We start from the raw sequence: 24701 nt of genomic DNA, 5'->3' as shown, positions 1-24701 counted from the left end.
TGCGCGACGTCGCCGAGAACCGCCGACTCGGAGACGTCACCACCCTCACCGACTCCAGCGTCATGGACCTCATCCAGGCCGAACTCCCCACCACCCCCAGCGAGGACTGACCGGGGCGGCAGCCCGCCCGGCCCCGCGCGTGCCGGGGGGCCGGGCGGGCGAGCGGCGCGTCCACCGGCATGCGGCCGACGGCGGACTGTTCCAGCATGGAAGGCGTGCCAAGGAGTACGGGCGAACCGCCGTCCCGCGCCGCGGCCGGCGGCACCGGCGGTACGAGGGACCCGCGGCGTGCCGAGGGGCCGTCGATCCTCACTCTGACGATGAACCCCGCCGTGGATCTGTGCTGGGAGGTCGAGCACCTGGTGGGCGTCGGGAAGAACCGTGCCCGGGTCAGGTCGGTGAGCGCCGGGGGCGGAGGGATCAACGTCGCCCGTGACGTGCTGCGGTTCGGAGGGCGGGCCACCGCCGTGCACACCGCCGGAGGCGAGGTCGGCCGGCGCCTGGACCGGCTGCTGGACGAGGAGGGTGTCGACCACGTCGCCGTCGGGATCGACGGCGAGACCCGTGAGGCGCTCGTGCTGTTCGAGGCCGGGTCGCGTCGCAGCTACCACGTCGTGCCGCCCGGACCGCGGCTCCTGGCGCAGGAGGGCCGACGGTGCCTCGACGTGCTGGGGCGGGCCGCCGGCGGATTCAGCTACGTCGTGGCCAGTGGCAGTCTGCCCGCGGGGCTGCCCGGGGATTTCTACGCGGCCGTCGCCCGCCGGGTGAAGGAAGCCGGATCGCGGCTGGTCCTGGACACTTCGGGGCCGGCGCTGCGCGGAGCGCTCGCGGAGGGTGTGTTCCTGCTCAGGTGCAACCGGAAGGAGGCCGTCGGCCTGCTGGGCCGGGAGGTCCGCGACTTCGACGACGCGCGGGCCGTCAACGAGCGCGTCCTCGCCGCCGGGCCCACCGAGATCGCCGTCACCGCCCTCGGCGGACTGGGCGCGCTGTGCTCGACCGGCCAGGGGCATACGGAGTTGTACGCGCCACCGCTGCCCGGCGAACCACTGAGCGACGCCGGGGCGGGGGACAGCATGGTGGCCGCCCTCGTCGTACGGCTGGCCTGCGGCGACGACCCCGTCAGCGCCTGCGCGCTGGGAGTGGCCACGGCTGCCGCGTCGATGCTCACCCCCAGTACGGAGCCCTTCGACAGGTCGGTGGCGCAGGCTCTCCGGCCCGAGGTGAGGACCAGGTTCCAGGAAGGCGCGCGGACGGATCGGGACTGAGGAGTCCAGCGGCGGGAGCGACGGGCCGCGGAAGTGCTCCGGGACCCGTTCCGGGCCCTTCCGAAGGGGGCGCGGGCCCGGCGACCGGCCCTGGGTGGACCCCGTCCGGCCCATGGCAGGGCGCGCCCGGCCGGGGAACGTGGAAGAGCACGGCGAGCTTCGGCGGCGCCGCGGCCGTACACGGTCAGGTCGGCCGGGGCGCCCGGTACAGGGAGGCAGCGGTGGAAGAGCGACCCGCGGTGCGCAGCCTGATGGACGCCGCACCGTACTCGATCAACGAGGACGAGAGCGTGCTGATCGCCTGGGAGGTCATGGAGAGATCCGAGCAGCGCCATCTGCCCGTGGTGCGCCAGAACGGTTGTTGCGCCGGGCTCCTGGAGCGTGCGGAACTCGCCGTCGTCTGCGCCGGCCCGGCCTCGGAGCTGTCCCGGCGCAGGGTGTGCGAGCTCGTCCACGAGCGCCGGACGGCGACCGTCCAGCCGGAGGACTCCGTCGCACGGGCCGCGGCCGTCATGACGACCGAACACCTCGACGCCCTGCCCGTCACCGACCGGCACGGACGACTGGTCGGCCTGCTCACCGCGCGGGCCTACGTCGCCTTCGCCGCCGGTATGCCCGGCCGGACCAAACCGCCCGCCGAGGGTCCCGCACGATCCGCCCTGTCCGGGCTGCCGCCCCACCGCGCGAGGGACCACGGGATCGTCATCCCCTGACCCCTCTGGCGGCAGCGTGGGGCGCGCCTCCGCCGCCCGGTCCCCTACCGCGCGTGGTCCCGCTCGTGAGCGCGTCGCACGGACGCGGCGACCCGGCCGATCAGCTCGGGCAGGGCGGTTCGCACCGCTTCGCTCATGGGTGCGCCGAGTCGGGTGTCGGCGACCTCCATGACGTGCACCACGAGCCTCGGCGGCAGCAGGTCCAGGGCTTCTGCGAGGGCGAGGCACTCCCCCAGTCCGAAGGCGTGCGTACTCGCCGTCCCCGCGGGTCGGGACGCCGCCTCCGCCGCCGTGAGCGTGTGCAGCTCCCCCGGCCTGCCCGGCCTGGCCCGGAGGGCTTCCACGACGACCGCCGTGTCCGCGCCGCGCCACAGTTCGAGTACGCGCGCGAGTTCACCGTCACTGACCGCGAGGACGGTTCCGTCGGGAACACGGCCTCGCAGGGCGTCCACCGCCGCGGGACCGACTCCGTCGTCGCCGCGCAGGGGGTTGCCCACACCGATCACCACGACCCGGCCGCTCATGTGCGTTCCACGGTCACATCGAGGAAATGGGCGGCGCAGGAGATGCAGGGATCGTGGTTGCGGACGGCCCGTTCGCACAGCCCGGTGAGCTCCTCGTCGTCGGGGGCGGGCCCGGCCCGGTCCAGGCGCGACTGCACGGTCCTGCGCACGTCCTCCTCGATGGCCGTCTGGTTCTGCGCCGTGGGCGCGACGATGCGGGCCTCGGTGACGGTGCCGTCCTCGGCGAGCGCGTAGCGGTGGTACAGCAGGCCCCGGGGTGCCTCGGTGGCCCCGAAACCGGCGCCCTCGCGTGGCGGGACCTCGACGGCCGGCCGGCCGGGGCGTTCGTATCCGTCGATGATCCGCAGGCCCTCCTCGACGGCCTGTACCACCTCGACGGCCCGTACGACGATGCTGCGGAAGGGGTTGTCGCAGCGGGCGCCGGCGGCCGGGTCGCCCAGGCCGGCCGCCCGCGCCGCCTCGGCGGCCACGGGGTGCAACCAGCGGCCGTTGACCGCGTAGCGGGCCAGCGGGCCGGTGAGGTGACGGCGGCCGTCGAGCGTGGCCGTGAGGGCGGTGGAGTGGGGCACCTGCCCTTCCACGACGTGCCGTTCGAAGTCGGGGAGGGGGAACCGGCGCAGCGCCGGGCCGTGGCCGTCGCCGGGGACGGTCATGACCGCCGGGGTTCCTGAGTCGATGGCGTAGCGGCCGGGGTCACGCAGGGCGAGGAGGTCGTGGTCGCACATCCCGTCGGGGAACTCGAACGCCGCCACCCAGCGGACGGTTTCCAGCGCGTCGTCCCGGGCCTGCCGCAGCCGCTCCGCCAGCGGCCGGAGTTCGTCCGGCCGCGGGGTCCGGTAGAAGCCGCCGGTCCGGACGTTGACCGGATGGACGGGACGGCCGCCGAGCTGTTCGAGGATCGCGTTGCCGGTCTGTTTGAGGCGCAGGCCGCGCTCGACCGCGGCACGCCGGCCGCGGGCCAGCTCCACGACGTCGGCGCACCCGAGGAAGTCCGGGGCGTGCAGCAGGTAGATGTGCAGGGTGTGGCTCTCGATCCACTCCCCGCAGTACAGCAGGCGGCGCAGTTCCGCGAGGGGCCCGTCCACCTGGACACCGCAGGCGTCCTCGATCGCCCGGCAGGCGCTCATCTGGTAGGCGACCGGGCAGATGCCGCAGATGCGAGCGGTGATGTCGGGAGGCTCGGTGTGGCCCCGGCCGGCCAGCAGTGCCTCGAAGAAGCGCGGCGGTTCGTAGATGCGCAGCCGCGTCCCGGTGACCCGGTCCCCCTCGACGCTCAGGTGGAGGGCGGCCTCGCCCTCCACCCTGGCCAGCGCGTCCAGCCGCAGGACGCGGGTGCCACGACGGTTCATGCGAGCCTTTCCGGCCGGGGGTCCGTCAGGCCGGAGGAGGACCTCGCCGATCCTCGGCCGCGAGGTCGGGTACGGGTGCATACTCCGGTGACGCGGCGTTGAAGGTGCGGAAGACACGCTGGATGTCACGCTCGCTCATCCCGTCGCGCCGCAGCTGAGCGACCATCGAGGGCAGGTCGGGCTGGTCCGAGGGTCCGAAGCAGCCGTAGCAGCCGCGTCCGTAGACGGGGCAGAGGGCGCCGCACCCGGCGTGGGTCACCGGGCCCAGACAGGGGGTGCCGTGGGCGACGGTGACGCAGGTGGTACCGCGTCTCTTGCACTCGAAGCAGACGCTCTGGCCGGAGATCCGGGGCGCGCGTCCGGCCAGGTACGCGGTGACGACTTCGATGAGCTGGCGACGGTCGATGGGGCAGCCGCGCAGTTCGAAGTCGACCGGTACGTGGGCGGAGATCGGCGTGGAGGTGCTCAGCGTGGCGATGTACCGCGGCTGCGCGTAGACCGCGGCGAGAAAATCCTCGACGTCGGCGAAGTTGCGCAGTGCCTGGATGCCGCCCGCGGTGGCGCAGGCCCCGATGGTCACCAGATACCGGGACATGCGGCGGATGTGCCGGATCCGCCCGATGTCCTCGGCGGTGGTGATCGACCCTTCGACCAGGGAGAGGTCGTACGGTCCCCGCCCCTGGAGCCGGGCGCGCTCCCGGCCGGCTCCCTCGACCGGGGTCATCTCCAGGAAGTGGTCGATCCGCACCCGTTCGGTGAGGCCGAGGAGTTCGTCCTCGCAGTCCAGGAGGGTCAGCTGGCAGCCGTCGCAGGAGGCGAACTTCCACACCGCGAGCGTCGGCCGTGGGTCGGTGGGCGGTCCGGGGCGGGTGGCCATGTCACATCTCCCTCACCAGAAGCAGCCGTGCCGCGCGGTCGTAGCCGACCACCGGCCCGTCACGGCACAGCAGGAGCGGGCCGAGCTGGCAGTGCCCGCAGTGGCCGGTGCCACAGCGCATGTTCCGCTCCAGGGACACCTGTACGCGGTGCGGGGCCAGCCCACGCGCCACGAGATCGCGGGCGGTGTGGCGCATCATCACCTCGGGTCCGCACACCAGGGCATGGGTGCGTCCGGGGTGCGGATCGAGGTCGTCCAGGAGGGCGGTGACCACACCCACCGCGCCCCGCCAGCGCGGACCGGACCGGTCGACGGTCACCGCCACCCACGCCGATTCGCCCCAGCCGGCGAACTGGTCCCGGTAGATCAGGTCGGCCGGGGTACGGGCGCCGGCCAGGACCGCGAGCCGGCCGTACGCATCCGGTCGCCCCAGTACTTCCTGGATCACCGGTCGCAGCGGAGCCAGCCCGATGCCGCCGGCGACGACCAGTACGTCGTGGCCGGCCGCCGCGTCGAGGTCCCAGCCGGTGCCGTACGGCCCCCTGAGCCCGACGGTGTCACCGGGGCGCAGCCGGTGCAGCGCGGACGAGACGGCTCCCACCGCGCGGACCGTGTACACGAGCCCTCCGTGGGCGCCGCGCAGGGAACTGACCGAGATGGGGACCTCGCCCACTCCGAACGCGTAGATCATGGCGAACTGCCCGGGTGCGAAGGGCGGGAGTTCCGCTCCGGCCGGTACCAGCTCGATCGACCGGGTGTCGTCGGTCTCCTCCCAGGTGCCGGCGACGTGGTACGGCAGCGGGGGCGCCACGGTGCTCATGACGGCTCCGGCGTCGGCTGCCCGGACCGCGTCCAGTCGTGCAGGGCGGCCGCCTCCTCGGTGATGTCGATGCCCACGGGGCACCACACGATGCAGCGTCCGCATCCCACGCAGCCGGACGATCCGAACTGGTCGTACCAGGTGCCGAGTTTGTGGGTCAGCCACTGCCGGTAGCGGCTGCGCGCGGAGGCACGGACCGGGCCACCGTGGAGGTTGGAGAAGTCCAGGTCGAAGCAGGAGTCCCACAGGCTCCAGCGCTCCGCGTGATCGCCGGTGAGGTCGGTGACGTCCTCGGTGGTGGTGCAGAAGCAGGTGGGGCAGACCATGGTGCAGTTGCCGCAGGTCAGGCAGCGCCCGGCGACGTCGTCCCAGCGGGGCGCGTCGAGCGTCCGGGCCATCAGTTCCCGCAGGTCGGTCTCGGGCATGGACCGGCCCATGCGGTCCGCGGCGGCGGCGACGCCCGCGCGGGCCGTCCGCCGGGTTTCCGGGTCGGCTGGACGAGCGGGCAGTTCGGCCAGGATCTCCGCGCCTTCCCGGCTTCCGGAGCGGACCCAGAACCGGTGGCGGTCCGCATCGACCACCTCGGTCATCACCAGGTCGTACCCAGGGCCCGTCGCGGGTCCGGTGCCCATCGAGACGCAGAAGCAGGTGGCTCCGGGCTCGGTGCACTCGACCACGATCAGCAGGGCGCCGGAGCGCCGTCCGGCGTAGCCGGGATCGCGGTACGCGCCGCCGGTCAGTACCCGGTCCTGGACCGCGATGGCCCGCAGGTCGCAGGGGCGCACCCCCAGGAAGGCGTACCGGGGCGGCGCGACCCGCTCGGCCGTGACGACCAGCTCGCCCGCCACCCGGTCGGCGGTCCACTCGCGCACCCGCGGCGGGTGCAGGAAGGGCTTCCAGGACTGGGGGCCCGCCGCGTGGGCGAAGGCCGCGCCGTCCGCGCGTTCCCGCAGCCGGTACCGGCCCGCCTCCAGTTCCACCCCCCATCCGTAGGGCAGCTCGTCGGCGGAGCCCAGTTCCGCGAGCACGATCGCGCCTTCCCGCACGGTGGGTCCCACGGGCGTGAATCCGCGCCGGATCAGCACGTCCACGAGCGCCGCCAGACCGTCCTTGCCCATGACGAGCCCGTCGGGCCCGGACGGCCGGGAGGCGTCCACATCGGCGTCGGCCCTCATGACCGGCCTCCTTCAGCGCAGCGCCGCCGTCCCCCGAGCCCACCATCGCAGGATTTCCGGTACGACGTCGCGCCGAGACGGCCGTGCGGGCGCGCACGCGGGCGGTGCCGGACCTCCCGCGACCCTCGCGGGCCGCGACGGCGGGTTCCGCCGGGGCTACGCGCCGGCCGTGCCGCCGTGCCGTCGCAGGGCGGCACGGCGGCGCGGGACGGCCGGATCCGCACCGACGCGTCAGGCCACCCGTGCGGCGGACTCCCGCCGTGCCGCGCCGGGCCGTGCGGCGTCGCGGACGGTCCGCTCACCGTCCGCTCACCGTCACCGTGGGGGACGGGGGTCACGGCCCCGGCCCCGTCTCCCCCGGTCCGTACAGATCGAGGAGACGTGTCCGGGTCGCGCGCAGACGGTGCCCGATCGTCTCGGCGACCAGGGTGACCAGTGCGAGGCCGAGGTCCGGATGCGCGGCGCACAGTTCGCCGACCGCGGCGGCGTCGAACTCCCACGCCGTCACCGGGTCCCTCGTCTCCGCTCCGAGATGCCACTGCCGTGGTGGGCACAACCAGGACCAGCCGAGGAGCATGCCCGCGCCGACCGTCTCCACCACGGCGGGGCCGCGTCCGGGAACGTGGATGTCGAGGGCGACCGTACCGGTGCGGATGATCCAGAAGCGGTCGGCCACCCCGCCCTCCTCGAACACCCGGGTGGCACCAGGGTATTCGGCCTCGCGCGCGAGACGCATGAGCCGCTCCCGGTGCTCCGGCGACAGGGCCGCGAGGAGACCGGGCGAAGGCTCGGGGTGCGCGCGGGCGATCACCGCGGAGCCCGCTTCCGCCTGGCTCCACGGGGTGGCGCGTGGACGCGCCGGTCCCCCGTACGGCCTCGCGAGGGGTCGCTCATCCTCGCTCCTCTCGGGTCCGGCCTCCGGCCCGAAGCCCCTTGAGCCACGGCACGGGCCCGCACGGTGCGCGGCCTGCCCGCAATATACTGACAGGACGTCAGATATCGTTCGTAGGCGGACCGGCACCGAACCGTGTGTCCCGCCCGGCGGGCGCTCTCCTGCCATCGTTCACGGCGCGAGGGAGAAGTAGTTCTCCTCCTCCTGGGTGAAGTGCAGGCGCAGGACGGTGTTCAGGCCGTAGAGGCAGGAGCGCAGGTCGTCGAGTTGCTCCGGGGAGAGGCCCGCACCCTCGTGGGCCAGTCGCAGGTGGATGGCGATCCGGCGGGAGAGGCGTTCGATCTCGGTGTGGGCGCGGCTCATGGTGGCGGTGGCCTCGGGACCGCCGAGCGTCGGGGCGAGGGCGGGGTAGAGCTCGTGTTCCTCGGCGTACTCGTGCGGCAGCAGCCGCTCGCTCAGCAGCCGGTGTGTCTCCTCCACGGCCGCCAGAGCCGTCGGGCCGGAGCTGTCGGAGAGGCGGTCGGCAGCGTCGCGTACTGCTTCCAGGACGTCCTGGAGGTCGTCGTGTTCGGCGGCGAAGCGGTGGATGAGGGCTTCGGCGACCGGTGTGAGGGCGGGCCGCGCGGCCTGGTCGACGCGCAGTGCGCGCAGGGCGTTGAGGATCACGGCGATGTCGATGCCCTCCTGGAGCAGGGCGCCGGCGGCGGGCGGGAGAAAGCCGAAGGCGGCCGCGGCCATGGCGGCCAGGGACATCAGCATCCCGCCGAATGCGCTCTGGACGGCGATGCGCCGGGCCCGCTGGGCGATGGTGACGGCGTCGGCGAGGCGGTCGACACGGTCGGTGGTCAGGACGACGTCGGCGGCTTCGGAGGAGGCGGTGGAGCCGCGGGCGCCCATGGCGACGCCGATGTCGGCGGCGGCGAGGGCGGGGGCGTCGTTGACACCGTCGCCGACCATCACGGTGACGGCGTGCTCGCGTTCGGCGCGGACGGCGGCGACCTTGTCAGCTGGTGTGAGTTCGGCGCGGACGTCGTCCAGGCCGAGGACGGCGGCGACCTCGTGGGCCGGTGCGGCGCGGTCTCCGGTGACCATCAGCAGCCGTTCGATGCCTGCCGCGCGCAGGTGGCGCAGGGTGCGTGGGGCGTCGTGGCGCAGAGGGTCACGCAGGAGCAGGGCGCCGGTCAGGTGTCCGTCGACGGTGAGCCAGGCGACGGCCGCGCCGTCCAGCAGCGCGCGGGTGTCGGCCGCCTTCGCCCAGTCCGGCCTGGCGGTCGCAGCCCCTGTACGGCCGATCGAGATCTGGTGCCCGTCCACGGTCCCGGTGGCGCCCCGGCCCGGCTCCTCGGTGACGTCCGCCGGATCCGAGAGCGTCAGTCCGCGTTCCCGGGCGGTGTCGACTATCGCCTGGGCGAGGACGTGCGGCGAGTACTGGTCGAGCGAGGCCGCCAGACGCAGGACCTCCGCCGGCTTGATGTCGGGCGCGGCGATCACGTCGAGGACGCGAGGGCGACCGCGGGTGAGGGTGCCGGTCTTGTCCAGCAGGAGCGTACGTGCGCGGCCAAGATTCTCCAGCCCGCCACCGTCGCGGATGACGACACCGAGGCGGGAGGCGCGGGAGAGGCCGGAGACGATGGCGACCGGAGCGGCCAGCAGCAGCGGACAGGGCGTGGCGACCACCAGCACGGCGACCGCGCGCACGGCGGAACCGCTGATCAGCCAGGCCAGTCCCGCCACCACGAGCGAGAGCGGCAGGAACCACGCCGCGTACCTGTCGGCCAGCCGTACGACGGGCGCGGACTCGGCGCCGGCCTGCTGCGCCAGCCGCACGATCCCGGCGTAGGTGCTGTCCTGCTCGGTGGCGGTGGCGCGCAGTTCGAAGGCGCCTCCGGCGTTGACCACGCCGCTGCGTACCAGCTCGTCGCGAGCACGCTCGACCTGGAGGGACTCCCCGGTGAGCACCGACTCGTCGAGAGCCGCGGCGGGGCTTTCCACCCTGCCGTCGACGGGGACGACCTCGCCGGGGCCGACGACGAGCAGGTCACCGACGGCGACGTCGCCGAGCGGTACCGTGGTCACCCCGGCGTCGGTGCGGCGTCGCGCGAAGCGCGGCGCGTGTTCCAGCAGGGCCCGCAGGTCGTGGGAGGCACGTCGCTGGGCCGCCGCTTCCAAGGTGCGCCCGGTCGCGAGCATCAGGGCGATCAGCGCGCCGGCCAGGTACTCGTGCACGGCCAGGGTGCCGCCCAGCGCGAGGACCGCGATGAGATCCACGCCCGCGCGTCCATGCCGCAGTGCGGAGACCACCCATCCCACCGCGGGGAGCACGGCGGCCAGGGTGCCCAGGCCCCACAGGAGGTCGGCGATGTCGCCGGCCCCCGTGAGCCAGGCGACGCCGCCGGCGGTCAGGGCCGCCGCGGTGACGGCCAGGAGAGCGGGTTCGAGCCGTGACGAGACGACCGCCGAGGTCAGGCGGCGCAGCTGGGCGGTGAACGTGCGGTGGGTCATGACGTACCTCGGTCCTCCGGCGCGGCGGTCGTCCCCCCCGATCGTCCCTCCTCCAGCACATCGCGCCACCGGGTGTCGGCGAGAGAGGACCTCCGGCCCTGGTTCAGGGCCATACAGACGGTGCCGGTCGGTGTGGAGGGCAAGGCGGGGGCGGGCGGCTACGGCTTGGCGGGCGTGGGCGCAAGATCACGACCGCCGACGCGGCGCTCTCGGCCCGCTCGAGCGTGGGACGCGCACCACGCACCTGCCGAGTCCGGTCGTGGTCACTCGCTGACGCCGGTCGAGGCCGCCGGTCCCAGGCGGGCCCCGGAAAAGATCAAGGGCCGGTTTCGGATGCTCCCGAAACCGACCCTGAACTGCGACTCTCTCAAGTCGGGACGACAGGATTTGAACCTGCGACCCCTTGACCCCCAGTCAAGTGCGCTACCAAGCTGCGCCACGTCCCGTTGCGGCCTCACGCACTGTCTCGCGTGATCACGCACGTCAACACTACCGTATGCGCGCGGGTGCCCCGCGACATCGCGGGCGGGGTCACTTGATGAGGGCGTTGGCGACGACCACGACCAGGCCGAGGAGGGCGTCGCCGAGGCCCATGAGGACGGCGGCGGGCCAGGGGCGGGCCGCCCGGCGGGCGGTGGTCAGGCCCAGGGTGAAGAGGATCAGGATGTTCAGGGTGAAGGCGGGGTATTCGACGCCCTTGGCCGGCCACCATCCCCAGCCCGCGCCCGCGAGCAGGAAGACCGTCGGCAGTACGGCCACCACCAGCGGCCACTCGTTGCGCAGGGCGCGCAGGCCGTCCCAGCGGCGGTGCGGGGCGCGCTCGGCGATGTAGTGGGCGTAGCCGTGGGCCAGCGCGGAGGCGAGGGAGGTCACCAGCAGCCAGAGGGCGTCGTAGCGGCGGGTCGCGGGCGTGCTGGCGCCGTAGCGGGTGAGGGCGGCGACCATCGAGCTGGCGAGGACGGCGCCGTACACCCCGCCGAAGAGGAGCGCCTCGCGGGTGCTGTGCCCGCCGGGGCGCGACCCGTCGTCCACATGCCCGTGGGCGTCCGCCGCGGTCGAGTCGGCCATGTCTTCCACGATCACCCCCGCCCCGCGCCCCCGCCAGTCAGCGCGGCCCGACGAAGTGTCCTCCGACCAGGTCCGATGCCCCACACTCTGTCCACGGCGGCCGGGGCACGGGCCCCGTTAGGGTCGGGCCCATGACGCACAGCTTCGCGCTCCACATCCCCGACGCCGACCTCGAACCCGACCCCCTCGATCCCGGGCAGATCGTCTCCGGGAACCCCGAGGTCACCGGGAAGGTGGTCTGGGAGTCGGCGGACGGCCGCCAGATCCGCGGGATCTGGCAGATCACCCCGGGCGTGGTCACCGACACCGAGGCGGACGAGCTGTTCGTCGTGATCAGCGGCTCCGCCACGATCGACTTCGAGGACGGCCCGACGCTGCGGGTCGGACCGGGTGACATGGCGGTGCTGCGCGCGGGTGACCGTACGACCTGGACCGTGCACGAGACGCTCCGCAAGGCGTACGCCATCAATCTATAGGGGGCGATTCCGGCATCCGGCCCGTTCGGGGCGTTGACAGCACCGCCATGTCAGGACAAAGGTGGCCGGGCGGGGTGATGGGCCGGCTCCGCGGCGCTGACGCGGAGAGGCGGGCAGGGTGGAGGAACTGGGTGTCGCCGTCGTCGGGTTCGGCTGGATGGGCCGGGTGCACACCCGGGCGTACGCCCGTCTCCCCCATCACTACCCCCGGCTTCCGCTGCGGCCGCGGCTGATCGCGGTCGCCGACGAGGTGCCGGGCCGGGCCGAGGAGGCCGCCGGGCAGTTCGGCTTCGCCACCGCGACCCGCGACTGGCGGGAGGTGGCCGCCGACGCCCGGGTGCGGGCGGTCAGCGTCACCGCGCCGAACTTCCTGCACCGCCGGATCGGGGTGGCGATGGCCGAGGCCGGCAAGCACCTGTGGATCGAGAAGCCGGTGGGGCTGTCCGCCGGGGACGCCCGCGCGGTCGCGGACGCCGCCGCACGGGCCGGTGTGCAGGGCACGGTCGGTTTCAACTACCGAAACGCGCCGGCCGTGGAGACCGCCCGGGATCTGATCGCGGCGGGCGAGATCGGTGCCGTCACCCATGTGCGCATCCGGCTGTTCAGCGACTACGCCGCCCATCCCGACTCCGCGCTGACCTGGCGCTACGAGCGGGAACGCGGCGGCAGCGGGGTGCTCGGCGACCTCGCGTCGCACGGCGCCGACCTGGCCCGTTTCCTGCTCGGCGACATCACCGCGCTGATCGCCGACACCACGGTCTTCGTTCCCGAGCGCGCCCGCCCGGCCGGCGCCACCGCCGGTCACACCCTCACCGACGGCGGCGAGCGCGGACCCGTGGAGAACGAGGACTACGTCGGCTGCCTGCTGCGCTTCGCCTGCGGCGCGCGGGGTGTCCTGGAGGCCTGCCGGGTCTCGGTCGGCGAGCAGAACGCCTACGGCTTCGAGGTGCACGGCACCGCCGGCGCGGTGATCTGGGACTTCCGGCGGATGAACGAACTGGCGGTCAGCCGGGGCACCGCCTTCCGGGACCAGCCGGTGAGCACGGTGTACGCCGGACCGGGCGACGGGGAGTTCGCCGCGTTCCAGCCGGGCGCGGCCAACGCGATGGGCTACGACGACCTGAAGGTCATCGAGGCACACCGGTTCCTGCGCTCGATCGCAGAAGGCACGCCGTACGGCGCGACGCTCACGGACGCGGTGCGCGGCGCGGTCGTCCTGGACGCGATGGCCGAGTCCGCCGCCACCGGCAACTGGGTCGATGTGTAGGCGGGCCGTACGGCACCTCCCGGCGTCCCGTCCCCTTTCGTACGAACCCCTCAGGAGCGGCAACGGTCATGCGTATCGGAATCCTCGGCCTCGGCCGCATCGGCGTCTTCCACGCCGAGACCCTCTCCGGGCTCGACGTGGTCGAATCGCTCGTGTTCGCCGATCCGTTCGCGGAGGCCGCGAAGGCCGCCGCCGAGCGGTTCGGGGCACGGCTCGCAAAGTCGCCGGGGGCGCTGCTGGCCGCCGGGGTGGACGCCATGGTCGTGGCGGCGGCCACGGACGCCCATCCCGCGCTGATCCGGGCCGGTGTGGCGGCGGGTGTCCCGGTCTTCTGCGAGAAGCCGGTGGCCCGCACCATGGCGGAGGGCGTGGCGGTGCGCGACAGTGTGCGCGGCAGCGGGGTGCCGATCCAGATCGGCTACAACCGCCGCTTCGACGCGGGCTTCGCCGCCGCGCGGGCAGCCGTACGCTCGGGCGAACTGGGGGCGCTGCACACCGTGCGCTGTACGACGCTGGATCCCGCGCCGCCTCCGGCCGCGTACGTCGCCGCCTCCGGTGGCATCTTCCGGGACTGCTCGGTGCACGACTTCGACATCATCCGGTGGGTGACGGGGCGCGAGGTCGCCGAGGTGTACGCGGTCGGCGGCAACCGGGGCGCCGGCCACATCGCACGGGCCGGCGACGCCGACACCACGGGCGCGGTCCTCACCCTGGACGACGGCACGATCGCGATGGTGTCCAACTCCCGCCACAACGGGCGGGGTTACGACGTCCGCATGGAGCTGCACGGCTTCGCCGACGCCCTCGCCGTGGGCCTGGACGACCAGTTGCCGCTGCGCTCGGCCGAGCCCGGGGCCGTCTTCCCGTCCGGCACCCCGCACACCTTCTTCATGGACCGCTTCGCCGACGCCTACCGGGCCGAACTCACCGCCTTCACCGAGGTGGTGGCCGACACCAGGCCGTCCCCGTGCACCGTCGAGGACGCCCTGGAGGCGGGCTGGATCGCCGAGGCCTGCACGCTCTCCCGCGCCGAGCACCGCCCGGTGGCGGTCGCGGAGGTGCGGCAGGCCTGACGGGCGCGGTACCGGGACCTTCGTCAGCCGCAGTACCGCACCAGCCACTCGTCCGCGTGGTACCGGTCGCGGGCCGGGTCCGGCAGGGTCGCCGGGCTGGTCTCGACCGTGTCCTCGGGACGTATCCGCTCGGGCAGGGTGCCGAAGCGCTCCCGGCGCCGGGCCGCCGCCTCGGCGGTGTCCTGCTCCGTCTTCCGGATTTCCGTACGGTCCGTCATCCTTGTCCTCCCGTCTGCGCGGGCGCCCCCGTTCATCTCCACAACGCCCGCGTGCCTCCCGTTGGTTCCCGGCCGCGCCTGGCCTGAATCCGTCAGGGTTGCGCAGGAACGCCGCCCGGCCCGGTGGGGTCAGGGCCGGCAGTGCCGGACCAGCCCGGCGAGGATGCGCGAGGGGTCGTACAGCGTGAGCGCGCCGTCGGCGACGACACGACGGGTGCCGGGGTCGACGGGATCGGTCCGCGCCCACCGCGGGCCGCCGATGCCGAACTCGACCTCCAGACCCGGGGCCAGGGTGTAGCGCCGCTCGGTGACGGGGCCCCAGGCGCGGGTGCGGACCAGGTCGCCGAGGCCGAGTCCGCCGGCCCGGCCGGCCCACGGGGCCGCGGCATCGGCGAGGTACGGCGCCGGATCGGTCGTCAGCAGTACGACGTCCACGTCGGAGTCCACGCGCGCGGCGCCGCGCGCGTAGGAGCCGACGAGGAGGAGGCCGACGATGTCCTCGCGGGTCGCGGCCCACTTGGTGAGGCGGTCGAGGAACCCCTGCACTTCGCGCAGGCGTTCGGGTGGGACGCCGGTCTGGTCCGGCAGCCGCTCGGTCCCGGCCACGTCTGTCACCCCTCATGCCCCGCAGGACCGCAGAAACCTTCGCGTCCGCTCCGCGATCGGCAGCGGCTTGTCCGGCGCGCAAGGGTACATGTCCTGTTCCACGATGGCGAAGAGATCGACACCCAGCTTCTGCGCCGCCTCCAGTACCGGCCGCAACTCCGGTACACCGTGCGGCGGTTCGCTGAACACGCCGCGCGCCACGGCGGGACCGAACGGCAGTTCCCGCGCGACGACCTCGGCGAGAACGACCGGGTCGACCTGCTTGAGGTGCAGATAGCCGATGCGCTCGCCGTACGTCTCGATCAGCCTGACGCTGTCGCCGCCGCAGTAGGCGTAGTGGCCGGTGTCCAGGCAGAGGCCGACCGAGGCGGAGTCGGTCGCGTCGAGGAAGCGTTCGACATGGGCCTCGGTGTCGATGTGGGTGTCGGCGTGCGGGTGGACGACGATGTCGAGTCCGTACGTCTCCTTCACCTGGCGGCCCAGCCGCTCCATGCCCCGCGCGAGGTGCCCCCACTGCCCGGTGGTCAGCTCGGCGGGCTCCAGGATCTCGGCGGTCCTGTCGTCGCGCCAGAAGGACGGGATCACCACGAGGTGCCGCGCGCCCGTCGCCCGGGTGAGCGAGGCGACCCGGGAGACGTGGGCCCAGGTGTCCGCCCAGACGCCGGGGCCGCGGTGCAGGCCGGTGAAGACCGTTCCCGCCGAGACCTTGAGGCCGCGGCGGGCCACCTCCTCGGTGAGCCGGGCGGGGTCGGTGGGGAGGTAGCCGTAGGGGCCGAGTTCGATCCAGGCGTAACCGGCCTCGGCGACCTCGTCCAGGAAGCGCTCCCAGGGCACCTGCCGCGGGTCGTCGGGGAACCAGACGCCCCAGGAGTCGGGGGCGGAGCCGACCCGGATGCGGTCGAGGTCGTGCGGCATGATCAGGTGGTCCCTTCGGGGAAGGTGTCGCCGAGGCCCTCGGGCACCGCGTCGAGGTCCACACCGTGCACCTGCGACAACTCGTGCTTGAGCGTGGCGAGTTCGGCGCCGCCGGCCATGTGGTCGGTCAGCTGGTCGAGAGTGGTGTCGCAGCGTTCGGCGGACAGCTCCAGGGTGCCGAGGCGCAGCACGCTGAAGTGGTCGCCGACCATGTAGGCGTGGTGGGGGTTGTGGGTGATGAAGACGACTCCGAGGCCGCGCTCGCGGGCGGCGGCGATGTACTTGAGCACCACGCCGGACTGTTTGACGCCGAGCGCGGCGGTGGGTTCGTCCAGGATGAGGACGCGGGCGCCGAAGTGGACGGCGCGGGCGATGGCCACGCACTGGCGCTGGCCGCCGGAGAGGGTGCCGACGGGCTGCTCCAGGTCGTCCAGGACGATGCCCATGCGGCGCAGTTCCCGGTCGGCGGTCTCCTTCATGCGGGGGATGTCCAGGCGGCGCAGCGGCCGGCGGCCCCGGGTCAGCTCGGAGCCGAGGAAGAAGTTGCGCCACACCGGCATCAGCGGGACGGTGGCGAGGTCCTGGTAGACGGCGGCGATGCCCTGGTCGAGGGCGTCGCGCGGGGTGCCGAAGCGCACCGGGCGGCCGTCGACCAGGAAGTCGCCCTCGGTGTGCCGGTGCAGCCCGGAGATGATCTTGATGAGGGTGGACTTGCCGGCGCCGTTGTCGCCCAGCACACAGGTCACCCGGCCGGCCCGCACGACGAGGTCGACGCCGTACAGGGCGCGGACGTTGCCGTACGACTTGCCCGCCCGGCGCAGTTCGACCAGGGGGGTGTCCTTCGGGGCGGGGGCGCCGGGGAGGGCGACGCCGGGGATGCCCGTTCCGTCGTGGTTCATGGGTTACCTCCGGGTCGCCGTACGCCGTACCCACAGATTGATCAGGACGGCGCCGAGCAGCATCACGCCGAGGAACGCCTTGAACCAGTCGGGGTTCCAGCCCGCGTACACGATGCCCTGGTTGACCATGCCGAACATGAAGGCGCCGAACAGGGAACCGATCGCGCTGCCGTAGCCGCCGGTGAGCAGGCAGCCGCCGATGACGGCCGCGGCGATGTAGATCAGCTCGTTGCCGACGCCCTCGCCGGACTGCACGGTGTCGAAGGAGAACAGGTTGTGCATGCCGACGAACCAGGCGCCGAGGCCGACCAGCATGAACAGGGTGATCTTGGTGAACCGCACCGGGACACCGACCGCGCGGGCGCTGTCCTGGTCGCCGCCGACGGCGAAGATCCAGTTGCCGTACCTGGTGCGCAGCAGCACCCAGGTGGCGAGGGCGGCGAAGACCAGCCACCACAGCACGGTGATCCTCACCTGGACGCCGGCGACGTCGAAGGAGGAGGCGAAGACCTTCTTCGCCTGGCCGAAGCCGTCCATGTCGCTGACGTCGTCGGTGGCGACGTTGCCGGTGACCAGCTTGGTGACGGCCAGGTTCACGCCCTGGAGGATGAGAAAGGTGCCGAGGGTGACCAGGAAGCTGGGCAGTCCGGTGCGCACCACCATCCAGCCGTTGAGGGCGCCGACGGCGAGCGAGGCGGCCAGGGCGGCGAGCACGCCGGTCCACACGTTCAGGGTCAGCTGGTAGCTGAGCATGCTCGCGGTGAGGGCCGAGGTGATGACGGCGACGCCGCAGGACAGGTCGAACTCGCCACCGATCATCAGCAGCGCCACGGGCAGCGCCATGATGCCGATGGTGGAGGACTGGTAGAGGACGGTGGCCATCGAGCCGCCCTGGCGGACCGCGGGCGCGGCGATCAGGAAGAAGACGAGGACGGCGACGGCGCCGAGGAAGACGCCCACCTCGGGCCGGGCCAGCAGCCGCAGCGCGGGCGGCCGCCGGGTCGTTCGGCCGTCCCGCGGGCCGGCCCCGGGTGCGGGCGCCGGCGGTGCGCCGACGGTCCGGCCGCCCCCGCTCATCAACGGGTCCCCTTCGCGGCGAACCCGGCCACCTCGCCGACGTCGGACCTGTCGACGAAGGCCGGCCCGGTGAGCACCGGCGCCACCCCGCCGCCGCTGTAGTTCCCGTTGTACTTGTAGAGCCAGAGCGCGTCGACCGCCAGATAGCCCTGGAGGTACGGCTGCTGGTCCACGGCGAACTCGACGCTCCCGTCGCGCACGGCCGTCACGAGGTCCTTGTTCAGATCGAAGGTGGCCACCTTGGCCTTGCTACCCGCATCGTCCACCGACCGCACGGCGGTGGCGGCGAACGGAGCACCGAGGGTGACGACCGTGTCGATCGAGGTGTCCTGCTTCAGCTTCGCCGTGATGGTCGCCCGCACGGAGGGCATGTCGGCGCCGTTGACGTACAGCGTCTCGGTGGTGCCCTCGAAGGTCTTCCTCAGTCCGTCGCAGCGCTGGGTGAGACCGACGTTTCCCTGCTCGTGGACGACACAGACGACCTTTTCGGCGCCGGCCGTGTTCAGCTTCCTGCCGAACGCCTCCCCCGCCACGCTCTCGTCCTGCCCGAAGAACTCCAGCAGGCCGAGCCGCTTCCAGTCGGCCAGTCCGGAGTTCAGGCCCACCACCGGGATGTGCGCCCGCTCCGCCCTGGCGAGCACGCTCTTGAGGGCGTCCGGCTTGGCCAGGGTGACCGCGATGCCGTCGACCTTCTGGTCGACCGCGTTCTGCACCAGGTTCGCCTGGTTTCCCGCGTTCGGGTCGGCCGAGTAGACGAGTTTGATGTTGTCCTTGGCCGCGGCCGCCTCGGCACCCTTGCGGACGGTGTCCCAGAAGGTGTCGCCGGGCGCCTGGTGCGTGACCAGGGCGACGGTCATCCGGGGGGTGTCCGCCTTGCCCGCGGCGGCGTTCGCCTCGGCCTGTTCGGCCTTCTTGCCGCCGTGGCCGCTGGAGCAGCCCGTGAGGGCGAGCGCCGCGGCGGCGACCACGGCCACCAGCGGCACCGACGTGCGCGAGCCCGAGCGAGAAGAGCGATCCATCGTTCTTTGCACCTCACTGTGCGTGCGACGGGAAGAGCGCTGTTGCGTCGGGACGCGATACAAGTCCCCACCGGAGCCACTGTCAATACTTTGTCCAGACATAGTCACGCGGCCAGGTCCGGATGTCCGCACAAATCGCCCACGCACGAGGACGGCGCCGGACGGCGGCGACCGCCTCGCGCTCCAGCGGCAGTTCGCCGTACGGGCTGACGCTCGGCTCGAACAAGGGGTGAACTCCGGGGACACGGCAAAGCCCCGATTCACCGTTCACAGCCCCCAGGTTATCCGCACACAAAGCCCGCTTATATGACTTCCAAATTCGCCCTCTTCACCACCCGGTTGCACCCCGGGGTGGTGAAGAGGGCGCATATTTCGCACCTCTCGTGCGATCCGGCCAGAGGTGGATCATAATTGGCCGCAGAATTAACCGGCATGGCCGCCGGACCAGCTGAGGGACATACTGGCGACGTGCCACTCCGCTCCCGGACCGGATGGCCGGAAAGGCCGCAACGGTGGATTCGGAAACACTGCTTTCGTCGATGTTCACGGCCGAGGGGAAGGAAGACCCTTATCCGGCCCTGGCCGAACTGCGCCGTATCGCCCCCGTCTATTACCACGAGGAGCTCGACACCTACTTCCTCACCCGGTTCGCCGACTGCCAGCAGGTCCTGAGCGACCCGTCCTGCCTCACTCCCGATCTCACCTGGTGCGAAACGGAGTTGCCTGACTGGCGGGACCATCCGGCCGCCGTGTTCTTCTATTCCTCCCTGCTGCGCGCCAACGGCACCGACCATGTACGGCTGCGGCGGCTGGTCGCCGACCGGTTCAGCGCCCGCCGGGCCGCCGTCCTCGCGGAGCGCATCGAGGACACCACCGCGGAGCTCCTCGACCGGTTCGCGGACGCCACCCGCGACGGCGGCGCGGCCGACTTCCAGGAGCTGGTGGGATACCCGCTGCCGGTGGCCGTCGTCGGCGACCTGATCGGGGTCCCGCGCGCGGACCAGGACCGCTTCCACCACTACGGGCAGGACGCCAGCAGGCTGCTGGAGCCGGTGCGCACCGACGAGGACTGGAAGCGTGCCGACGAGGCCGTGACCGCCCTGCGCGGGTACTTCGCCCGGCTGGTCGCCCTGCGCCGCCGCCGGCCCGCCGACGACCTGGTCTCCGCGCTGCTCGCGGTGTGCGAGACCGACGACGGCAGACTCGGTGAGAGCGAGCTCCTGGACATGCTGCTGCTGGTCTTCGTGGCCGGCTTCGAGACGACCACCAGCCTGCTCGGCCTGACCGTGCACGCCCTGCTCAGCCATCCCGGCCAGCTGGCGCTGCTGCGCGAGGACCCCGCCCTGGTGCCCAACGGCGTCGAGGAGTCCCTGCGCTGGGACACGCCGGTGCGGATGACGGAGCGGATCGCCACCCGCCCGCTGACCGTGGGCGGCGTCGCGATCCCCCAGGGCGGCAACATCACCACCGTGCTCGCCGCCGCGGGCCGCGACCCCGCCCGGCATCCGGACCCCGACGCCTTCGACGTGCTGCGGCCCGACATCCGGGTGCTCAGCTTCAGCGCGGGCGCCCACTACTGCCTGGGCGCGGCCCTGGCCCGCGTCGAAGGCGCCGCCGTGGTACGGCAGTTGCTGGCGCGCTTCCCCCGACTGGCCCACGCCCGGCGCCCGGTGCGCCGGGACAGCGTCAGTCTGCGGGCCTTCACCCGGCTGCCCCTCGTCACCTCAGGCTGAGCAGCCCCGCCGGCCCCGGCCCACAGAAGGGACGTCCGTGAACTTCCTGCAGACCGAACGCGCCGTTCTCGACCGGCTGCTCCCCGGCCTGGACTCCGCGCTCGCCGCCCATCCGCTGACCGATCTGGAGCGCGCGCCGAGCCCCGCGATCCAGGCGTTCCGCGAGGCGGGCGGCCCGGGGCTGCTGGTGCCCGCGGAGCACTCCGGTGCCGGTGCCACCGCGCTCCAGGCGGTCCGGGCGCAGCGAGCCGTCGGCGCCCGCTGTCCGTCCCTCGCGGTCGCCACCACCATGCATCACTTCTCGGTCGCCGGCCTGGTGGAGACCGCCAGGCGCGGCACCGGCATGGAGGGCCTGCTGCTGACCGCCGTCGCCGGGGAACGGCTGCTGGTGGCCTCCGGGTTCGCCGAGGGGAACACCGGCCAGAACATCCTGCGCCCGCACATCAGGGCCGAACAGCGGGACGGACGGGTGGTGCTGAACGGCTGCAAGAAGCCGTGCAGCCTGTCCCGTTCGATGGACCTGCTCACCGCCTCCGTCACGCTCACCGGCGAGGACGGGGTGGCACGTCTCGCGGTCGCGGTCGTACCGGCTAAGACCCCGGGGCTCACCGTGCGGCCGTTCTGGGGCAGTCCGGTGCTGGCGGGGGCCGAGAGCGACGAGGTGGTGCTGACCGAGGTGGAGCTCGACCCGCAGATGCTCGTCGCCACCGAGGTCACGGCCGACGCGGTGCCCGACTCGCTCAATGTCGCGGGCTTCCTCTGGTTCGAACTGCTGCTGACCGCCGGGTACCTGGGGGTGATCAGCGCCCTGGTCGAACGGGTGCTGACGAGGCCCGGCGGCTTCGGCGGCGATCCGACGCCGTTCCTGGTCGACGTCGAGGCCGCGATGCTCGCCGTGGAGGCCGTGGCGATGGCCATGGAGAGCGAGGCATGGGACGACACGCTTCTGGTGCGGGCGCTGCACGCCCGCTACGCGGCGCAGGACGCCATCGCCCGCACGGCGCCCCGGTGCCTGTCCGCCCTCGGCGGGACGGCGTTCATCGGCTCGCCCGACGGCACGTACCTGGCCTCGGCCGCCTCCGGGCTCACCTTCCATCCGCCGTCCCGCACCCGCATGGCCCAGCCACTGCGGGAGCACCTCGACGGCGCCCGGCTGCGCATCGGCTGAGCGGCGCGGTCCGCACGGGCTCCGGCCGTCGATCCCACCCGCCGAGGAGGCACCCATGAGGCGAGAGCACCGCGCGGCGGCGCGGCCCGGCGGACCGTCGCCCACCCGGGCGTCCTACCGGGTGGAGATCGCGGACACCGTCGACGCCGTACCGCCGGCGGTCTGGCGGAACCTGGCCCCGGCGGACGATCCGCTGTGGTCCCAGGGGGTCTTCGCGGCGATGGAACGCGGCCGCCTCGGACCCGAGGGCTACCGCTATCTGCTGCTGCACCGGGACGAGGAGACGGTGGCCGTGCTGCCGCTGTGCCTCTTTCCCGGGCTGCGCCTGGACGACGTGGTGGGCCCGCGCGAACGCCGGCTGCTGCGCCCGCTGCGCGCCGTGAGCCCCGGACTGCTGCGCGTGCCCATGCTGTTCTGCGGCCACCTGCTGGGCCAGGGCCACATCGCGACGGCAGGACCGCTGCCGCCGGAGGCCGTGCGGCTGCTCGTGTCGGCGGCCGGGACCGTGGCGGCCCGGTCCGGACTCGGCACCGTGGTGTTCAAGGACTTCGGCGACGCGGAACTCACGCTCCTGCGGCCGGAGCTGGAACGCGCCGGGTACTTCGTCACGCGCAGCATGCCGGACACCGAACTGCGGCTCGGACACGACTCGTTCGAGGCGTACGTGCGCGCGCTGCCCGCCAGGCCGCGGCGCAACGCCCGGAGCAAGCTGCGCAAGTTCGCGGCCTGGCCGGGTGCCCGCGTCGAGATCGTCGAGGACTTCGCGCCCCTGCTGCCCGACGTACTCGCCCTGTACGAGCAGGTGATGGCCCGCGCGGACCAGACGCTGGACCGCCTGGACGCGTCCTTCCTCGCCGCCCTGGCGGAGCGCGCCGAGCCCCGGCGGGCGCTGGTCGCCGCCTTCGAGGGCGACCGCCTGGTGGCGTTCCTGCTGTGTCTGTTCCGGGGCACCGGCGCGACCGGGGCGCGGATCGGCCTCGACTACCGGATCGCCCACGAGGCACGGCTGTACCACGCCGTGCACTACGCGGCGATCCGGCTGGCCATCGAGTCGGGCTGCACCCACATCCGGTTCGCGCAGACCGCGTACACGCCGAAGGTGGAGCTGGGCTGCGGCCTGGTCCCCCAGTCCTACGCCCTCACCCATCGGCGCCCGCTGCCCCGCGCCCTGTTGCGCACCCTGCTGCCGCGTGCCCTGGACACCGCCCTGGCCGAGTCCCTCGGCCCGCACGCCGATCTGCTGCCCGCGCCCGTCGCCGCCCCGTCGTCCGCGCCCGAGAAGAGGACCTCGCATGCCCCGAGTTGACGTGGAACTGCGCATCGCCGCCCCGCCCGACCAGGCCTGGGCCGCCGTGGCCGACGTCGAGTCCTATCCGGGCTGCATGGACAACGTGGAATCCGTGACGGTGATCGAGCGCGGCGACACCCGGCACCGTACGACGGCGTGGTCCGTCCACCTGAAGGGCTCGGTCCTGCGGTGGACCGAGGCGGAGGTGCTCGATCACGGGGCGCGGCGCTTCGACTTCCGGCAGGTCACCGGTGACCTCGGGGACTTCTCCGGGTACTGGGCCGTGGCGCCGGCCGGCCCGGCGCACAGCACGGTTTCCCTGCGCGTCGACTTCGACATCGGCATCCCGCTGCTCGCCGAGATGCTCAACCCGGTGGCCTCGGACGCGCTGCGGGAGAACGCGGAGCAGATGCTGCGGGCCCTGGAACGGCGGCTGGGGGCCGCGGACACGGACGCGGGGGCGCGGCGGTGACGGGGAGCCCCGCCGCGGGGACCGGGCAGGACCGCGAAATCCCCGACGCCCAGCACACGTTCGACCTGGTCCGCCGGCACTTCTCGCCCCGGCTCGCCCTGACCGGAAGCCTCGCGGGGCGGGGCGCCGTGGAAGTGCGCGCCGAGGGGTGCCGGGTCACCCTCTCCGACGGACGCAGCGTGCTCGACTTCGGCTCCTACGCCGTGCCGCTGCTCGGGCACCGGCATCCGGCGGTCGTGGCGGGCGTGCACCGGGCGCTGGACAACCTGCCCACCGCCACGCGCAGCCTCGCCAACCCGGTGACGGCGCGGGCGGCCGCCACCCTGGTGCGGTACTTCGAAGGCGCCCTGCCGAAGGTGTACTTCGGGCTGAACGGCGCCGACGCGGTGGAAGTGGCGGTCAAGCTGGCCCGGCTGGCCACAGGGCGCGGCCGGGTCCTCGCGGTGCGCGGCGGGTTCCACGGCAAGTCGACCGGCGCGCTCGCCCTCACCCACAGCCCGCTCTTCCGCACCGGGCTGCGCGGCAGCGTGGTCGACGTGGTGCACGCGGACCCGGAGGACGCCGAGGCCGTCGGGCGCGCCGCCGCCTCCGGCGAGCTGGCGGCCGTCGTCTTCGAACCGGTGCAGGGCGAGAACGGCGTCGTGGCGCTGTCCCCGGCCGTGCTGCGACGCTGGTGCGCGGACGCCCGGCGGCACGGCGCGTTCGTCGTCGCGGACGAGATCCAGTGCGGGCTGCGGCGCTGCGGCGAGCGGTCCGTCGCGCTCGCGCAGGGGCTGCCGGTGGACGCGGTGCTCGTGGGCAAGCCACTGGGCGGAGGCGTCGTACCGCTGTCGGCGGTGGTGTGCTCCGAGGAGCTGTACGCACCGCTGGAGGCGGACCCGTTCCTGCATTCGGCCACCTTCGGCGGTCATCCGCTGGCGTGCGCCGCGCTGCCACCCGCCCTGGCGGCGGTCGAGGAACTGGCGGACCATGGCGTCGAGTTGGCCGTAGCGATGTCCGAGGGGCTGGCCCGGCTGCGGAGCCGCCATGCCGGTGCGGTGCGCGAGGTGAGGGGCCGCGGGCTGCTGTGGGGGGTCGACTACGCCTCTCCGCGTCTGGCCGGCGATGTCGTCCTCGGCCTGGCCGACGCCGGTCTGCTGGTCTCCCCCTGCCTGAGCCGCCCCACCACTGTGCGCCTGCTGCCCTCGCTCGCCTGCGGCCGCCCGGAGGTGGCGGAGGCGCTGGGCGCCCTGGCGCACGCCACGGCCGAGGCCGAGGCCCGGTGCACCGAGAGATGACCCCCAAGCCCGTCCGTGCCGCGCCGCC

24 protein-coding genes and 1 tRNA gene are annotated in these 24701 nt (G+C 73.3%); 10 read left to right on the top strand and 15 right to left on the bottom strand.

Going from position 1 to position 24701, the window contains the following annotated elements; all coding sequences use genetic code 11:
• Positions 1–215 precede the first annotated feature (215 nt).
• Together VT52_RS24500 and VT52_RS24495 are read left to right on the top strand one after the other, a co-directional pair.
• Positions 216–1265 carry a 1-phosphofructokinase family hexose kinase gene (locus VT52_RS24500; RefSeq protein ID WP_167377738.1) on the top strand — a complete coding sequence of 350 codons (1050 nt, stop codon included), beginning with the start codon at positions 216–218 and terminating at the stop codon, positions 1263–1265.
• A gap of 221 nt (positions 1266–1486) precedes the next feature.
• Entirely contained in the window at positions 1487–1978 is a 492-nt protein-coding gene (locus VT52_RS24495; protein WP_053055558.1) for a CBS domain-containing protein, read from the top strand.
• A 44-nt stretch (positions 1979–2022) separates the two neighbouring features.
• Here VT52_RS24495 and VT52_RS24490 read toward each other — a convergent pair whose 3' ends face one another.
• From VT52_RS24490 to VT52_RS24450, 9 genes are all read right to left on the bottom strand, one after another.
• Positions 2023–2502: a hydrogenase maturation protease gene (locus VT52_RS24490; protein WP_046422960.1), complete on the bottom strand. Its 480-nt coding sequence runs from the start codon at positions 2500–2502 to the stop codon at positions 2023–2025.
• A complete protein-coding gene (locus VT52_RS24485; RefSeq protein ID WP_046422957.1) occupies positions 2499–3851 on the bottom strand; it encodes a Ni/Fe hydrogenase subunit alpha in 1353 nt (450 codons plus the stop codon). Before VT52_RS24485 ends, VT52_RS24490 begins: the two co-directional genes overlap by 4 nt.
• A 25-nt stretch (positions 3852–3876) precedes the next feature.
• Positions 3877–4728: an NADH-quinone oxidoreductase subunit B family protein gene (locus tag VT52_RS24480; RefSeq protein WP_046422956.1), complete on the bottom strand. Its 852-nt coding sequence runs from the start codon at positions 4726–4728 to the stop codon at positions 3877–3879.
• A 1-nt stretch (position 4729) separates the two neighbouring features.
• Complete coding sequence (locus VT52_RS24475) at positions 4730–5548, bottom strand: FAD/NAD(P)-binding protein (RefSeq protein ID WP_046422954.1); 819 nt, start codon at positions 5546–5548, stop codon at positions 4730–4732.
• Positions 5545–6723 carry a 4Fe-4S dicluster domain-containing protein gene (locus VT52_RS24470; RefSeq protein ID WP_046422953.1) on the bottom strand — a complete coding sequence of 393 codons (1179 nt, stop codon included), beginning with the start codon at positions 6721–6723 and terminating at the stop codon, positions 5545–5547. The genes VT52_RS24475 and VT52_RS24470 overlap by 4 nt, the downstream gene beginning before the upstream one ends.
• A gap of 334 nt (positions 6724–7057) precedes the next feature.
• On the bottom strand, positions 7058–7459 hold the full coding sequence (locus tag VT52_RS24465; RefSeq protein WP_107481430.1) for a cyclic nucleotide-binding domain-containing protein: 402 nt from the start codon (positions 7457–7459) through the stop codon (positions 7058–7060).
• Positions 7460–7786: 327 nt separating this feature from the next.
• Positions 7787–10117 (bottom strand): heavy metal translocating P-type ATPase, encoded by a 2331-nt coding sequence (locus VT52_RS24460; RefSeq protein ID WP_107481428.1) that lies wholly within the window; start codon positions 10115–10117, stop codon positions 7787–7789.
• 372 nt (positions 10118–10489) lie between these two features.
• A tRNA-Pro gene (locus tag VT52_RS24455) sits at positions 10490–10563 on the bottom strand.
• Between the two features lie 85 nt (positions 10564–10648).
• The gene (locus VT52_RS24450) at positions 10649–11185 is read right to left on the bottom strand and encodes a hypothetical protein (protein WP_046429224.1); all 537 of its coding nucleotides are present in this window, start codon (positions 11183–11185) and stop codon (positions 10649–10651) included.
• 131 nt (positions 11186–11316) lie between these two features.
• On the opposite strand from VT52_RS24450, the gene VT52_RS24445 reads away from it, so the two are divergent.
• The 3 genes from VT52_RS24445 to VT52_RS24435 all read left to right on the top strand — a co-directional run bounded on the left by VT52_RS24445 (position 11317) and on the right by VT52_RS24435 (position 14001).
• On the top strand, positions 11317–11661 hold the full coding sequence (locus VT52_RS24445) for a cupin domain-containing protein (RefSeq protein ID WP_071387652.1): 345 nt from the start codon (positions 11317–11319) through the stop codon (positions 11659–11661).
• Positions 11662–11779: 118 nt separating this feature from the next.
• A complete protein-coding gene (locus VT52_RS24440; protein ID WP_276207968.1) occupies positions 11780–12928 on the top strand; it encodes a Gfo/Idh/MocA family protein in 1149 nt (382 codons plus the stop codon).
• Between the two features lie 68 nt (positions 12929–12996).
• On the top strand, positions 12997–14001 hold the full coding sequence (locus VT52_RS24435) for a Gfo/Idh/MocA family protein (RefSeq protein WP_071387651.1): 1005 nt from the start codon (positions 12997–12999) through the stop codon (positions 13999–14001).
• Positions 14002–14024: 23 nt separating this feature from the next.
• On the opposite strand, the gene VT52_RS24430 is transcribed toward VT52_RS24435, so the two are convergent.
• From VT52_RS24430 to VT52_RS24405, 6 genes are all read right to left on the bottom strand, one after another.
• The gene (locus tag VT52_RS24430; RefSeq protein ID WP_046429038.1) at positions 14025–14219 is read right to left on the bottom strand and encodes a hypothetical protein; all 195 of its coding nucleotides are present in this window, start codon (positions 14217–14219) and stop codon (positions 14025–14027) included.
• A gap of 129 nt (positions 14220–14348) precedes the next feature.
• On the bottom strand, positions 14349–14825 hold the full coding sequence (locus VT52_RS24425) for a nucleotidyltransferase domain-containing protein (RefSeq protein ID WP_079175227.1): 477 nt from the start codon (positions 14823–14825) through the stop codon (positions 14349–14351).
• A 12-nt stretch (positions 14826–14837) separates the two neighbouring features.
• Complete coding sequence (locus VT52_RS24420) at positions 14838–15740, bottom strand: sugar phosphate isomerase/epimerase family protein (RefSeq protein ID WP_071387650.1); 903 nt, start codon at positions 15738–15740, stop codon at positions 14838–14840.
• A 2-nt stretch (positions 15741–15742) separates the two neighbouring features.
• Positions 15743–16639 (bottom strand): ATP-binding cassette domain-containing protein, encoded by an 897-nt coding sequence (locus VT52_RS24415; protein ID WP_071387649.1) that lies wholly within the window; start codon positions 16637–16639, stop codon positions 15743–15745.
• A gap of 3 nt (positions 16640–16642) precedes the next feature.
• Complete coding sequence (locus VT52_RS24410) at positions 16643–17716, bottom strand: ABC transporter permease (protein WP_071387648.1); 1074 nt, start codon at positions 17714–17716, stop codon at positions 16643–16645.
• Complete coding sequence (locus VT52_RS24405) at positions 17716–18735, bottom strand: sugar ABC transporter substrate-binding protein (protein WP_071387647.1); 1020 nt, start codon at positions 18733–18735, stop codon at positions 17716–17718. The genes VT52_RS24410 and VT52_RS24405 overlap by 1 nt, the downstream gene beginning before the upstream one ends.
• 539 nt (positions 18736–19274) lie before the next feature.
• Here VT52_RS24405 and VT52_RS24400 point away from each other — a divergent pair.
• From VT52_RS24400 to VT52_RS24380, 5 genes are read left to right on the top strand one after another with little or no spacing between them, the layout of a single operon-like run.
• Positions 19275–20468, top strand: a complete 1194-nt coding sequence (locus VT52_RS24400; protein WP_167377737.1) for a cytochrome P450 — start codon at positions 19275–19277, stop codon at positions 20466–20468.
• Positions 20469–20505: 37 nt separating this feature from the next.
• Entirely contained in the window at positions 20506–21636 is a 1131-nt protein-coding gene (locus VT52_RS24395) for an acyl-CoA dehydrogenase family protein (RefSeq protein ID WP_046428848.1), read from the top strand.
• A gap of 55 nt (positions 21637–21691) precedes the next feature.
• The gene (locus VT52_RS24390) at positions 21692–22942 is read left to right on the top strand and encodes a GNAT family N-acetyltransferase (RefSeq protein WP_071387645.1); all 1251 of its coding nucleotides are present in this window, start codon (positions 21692–21694) and stop codon (positions 22940–22942) included.
• Positions 22929–23396, top strand: coding sequence for a type II toxin-antitoxin system RatA family toxin (locus VT52_RS24385; protein WP_046428216.1), 468 nt, complete (start codon positions 22929–22931; stop codon positions 23394–23396). The genes VT52_RS24390 and VT52_RS24385 overlap by 14 nt, the downstream gene beginning before the upstream one ends.
• A complete protein-coding gene (locus tag VT52_RS24380) occupies positions 23393–24673 on the top strand; it encodes an aspartate aminotransferase family protein (RefSeq protein ID WP_079175226.1) in 1281 nt (426 codons plus the stop codon). Before VT52_RS24385 ends, VT52_RS24380 begins: the two co-directional genes overlap by 4 nt.
• The last annotated feature ends 28 nt before the right edge of the window (positions 24674–24701 follow it).

The sequence above is a fragment of the Streptomyces malaysiense genome (genome assembly GCF_000980885.2).
Lineage (GTDB): Bacteria > Actinomycetota > Actinomycetes > Streptomycetales > Streptomycetaceae > Streptomyces > Streptomyces malaysiense.
Note: the sequence above shows the minus strand (reverse complement) of the source record. Positions and strands in the feature narration are given on the sequence as shown.

Bases quoted from the DNA above. Each gene is read 5' to 3' on its own strand.
- VT52_RS24415 (WP_071387649.1), bottom strand. From the start codon at position 16,639: ATGAACCACGACGGAACGGGCATCCCCGGCGTCGCCCTCCCCGGCGCC.
- VT52_RS24470 (WP_046422953.1), bottom strand. From the start codon at position 6,723: ATGAGGGCCGACGCCGATGTGGACGCCTCCCGGCCGTCCGGGCCCGAC.
- VT52_RS24475 (WP_046422954.1), bottom strand. From the start codon at position 5,548: ATGAGCACCGTGGCGCCCCCGCTGCCGTACCACGTCGCCGGCACCTGG.
- VT52_RS24485 (WP_046422957.1), bottom strand. From the start codon at position 3,851: ATGAACCGTCGTGGCACCCGCGTCCTGCGGCTGGACGCGCTGGCCAGG.
- VT52_RS24445 (WP_071387652.1), top strand. From the start codon at position 11,317: ATGACGCACAGCTTCGCGCTCCACATCCCCGACGCCGACCTCGAACCC.
- VT52_RS24405 (WP_071387647.1), bottom strand. From the start codon at position 18,735: ATGGATCGCTCTTCTCGCTCGGGCTCGCGCACGTCGGTGCCGCTGGTG.
- VT52_RS24460 (WP_107481428.1), bottom strand. From the start codon at position 10,117: ATGACCCACCGCACGTTCACCGCCCAGCTGCGCCGCCTGACCTCGGCG.
- VT52_RS24450 (WP_046429224.1), bottom strand. From the start codon at position 11,185: ATGGCCGACTCGACCGCGGCGGACGCCCACGGGCATGTGGACGACGGG.
- VT52_RS24385 (WP_046428216.1), top strand. From the start codon at position 22,929: ATGCCCCGAGTTGACGTGGAACTGCGCATCGCCGCCCCGCCCGACCAG.
- VT52_RS24430 (WP_046429038.1), bottom strand. From the start codon at position 14,219: ATGACGGACCGTACGGAAATCCGGAAGACGGAGCAGGACACCGCCGAG.
- VT52_RS24410 (WP_071387648.1), bottom strand. From the start codon at position 17,716: ATGAGCGGGGGCGGCCGGACCGTCGGCGCACCGCCGGCGCCCGCACCC.
- VT52_RS24435 (WP_071387651.1), top strand. From the start codon at position 12,997: ATGCGTATCGGAATCCTCGGCCTCGGCCGCATCGGCGTCTTCCACGCC.
- VT52_RS24420 (WP_071387650.1), bottom strand. From the start codon at position 15,740: ATGCCGCACGACCTCGACCGCATCCGGGTCGGCTCCGCCCCCGACTCC.
- VT52_RS24400 (WP_167377737.1), top strand. From the start codon at position 19,275: ATGTTCACGGCCGAGGGGAAGGAAGACCCTTATCCGGCCCTGGCCGAA.
- VT52_RS24480 (WP_046422956.1), bottom strand. From the start codon at position 4,728: ATGGCCACCCGCCCCGGACCGCCCACCGACCCACGGCCGACGCTCGCG.
- VT52_RS24390 (WP_071387645.1), top strand. From the start codon at position 21,692: ATGAGGCGAGAGCACCGCGCGGCGGCGCGGCCCGGCGGACCGTCGCCC.
- VT52_RS24465 (WP_107481430.1), bottom strand. From the start codon at position 7,459: ATGCGTCTCGCGCGCGAGGCCGAATACCCTGGTGCCACCCGGGTGTTC.
- VT52_RS24490 (WP_046422960.1), bottom strand. From the start codon at position 2,502: ATGAGCGGCCGGGTCGTGGTGATCGGTGTGGGCAACCCCCTGCGCGGC.